This window comes from Granulicella sp. S156 (assembly GCF_009766105.1).
Classification (GTDB): Bacteria; Acidobacteriota; Terriglobia; order Terriglobales; family Acidobacteriaceae; genus Granulicella.
Genome location: NZ_LMUH01000016.1, coordinates 1 through 792, shown reverse-complemented (window position 1 = coordinate 792; position 792 = coordinate 1). Strand labels below are relative to the sequence as shown.

The 792-nt window shown below is 59.3% G+C and carries 1 protein-coding gene; it reads left to right on the top strand.

The window, feature by feature from the left end; all coding sequences use genetic code 11:
- Positions 1–58: 58 nt before the first annotated feature.
- A protein-coding gene (locus tag GSQ91_RS13510; RefSeq protein WP_216845243.1) for an IS5 family transposase occupies positions 59–792 on the top strand; the annotation gives its coding sequence in 2 pieces (ribosomal slippage) (positions 59–403 and positions 406–792; 732 coding nt annotated over the 2 pieces). This gene is flagged as partial in the annotation.

Sequence of the window (792 nt, the reverse complement as noted above, 5' to 3'; positions counted from 1 at the left end):
CTAGGCGGTATCCACATATAGACTTTGCAAGTTTTGTAGAAGCTGATGCAGTTGAAATGTGGCGAGTCGGTATGAGTTGAGCGAGGTGCAGTGGGAGCGGATCAAAGACACGCTTCCGGGTCGGATGGAGCACGTTGGCCGAACGGCGGCGGATAACCGGCAGTTCATCAATGGAGTTCTGTGGGTGCTGCGAACGGGAGCCCGGTGGCACGATCTGCCGGAGCGCTATGGCAAGTACAAGAGCGTGCATACGCGGTTCATGCGCTGGGCGCGGGCCGGAGTCTGGGAGCGTATCTTCGCCGAGTTGGTCAACGACAAGAAGAACCAGTATCTGATGATCGACTCGACCATCGTGCGAGCGCATCAGCAGGCCGCGGCGGGTCACAAAAAAGGGGCTCGGAAGACCCGGCTCTGGGGCGTTCCCGAGGTGGACTGAGCACCAAGATCCATCTGTTGACCGACGAGGCCGGGCTGCCAGTAGACTTCCGCATCACAGCAGGTCAGGCTGCCGAGTACGCTCAAGCCATCAGCCTGCTGGAAGGGCGCGAGGCCGAAGCTGTCATCGCCGACAAGGGGTACGACTCGGCCGAGATCGTTGCCAAGGTCGAAAGCCTCGGTGCGATCGCGGTCATACCTCCACGGCGGCACTGGAAACAGCCCCGCACCTACGACAAAGAGCTCTATAAACAACGCAACCGCATCGAACGATGCTTCAACCGCCTCAAACACTTCCGCCGCTTCAGTACTCGATACTGCAGAACACTCGAAGCCTTCCGCTCATGTACCGCTCTC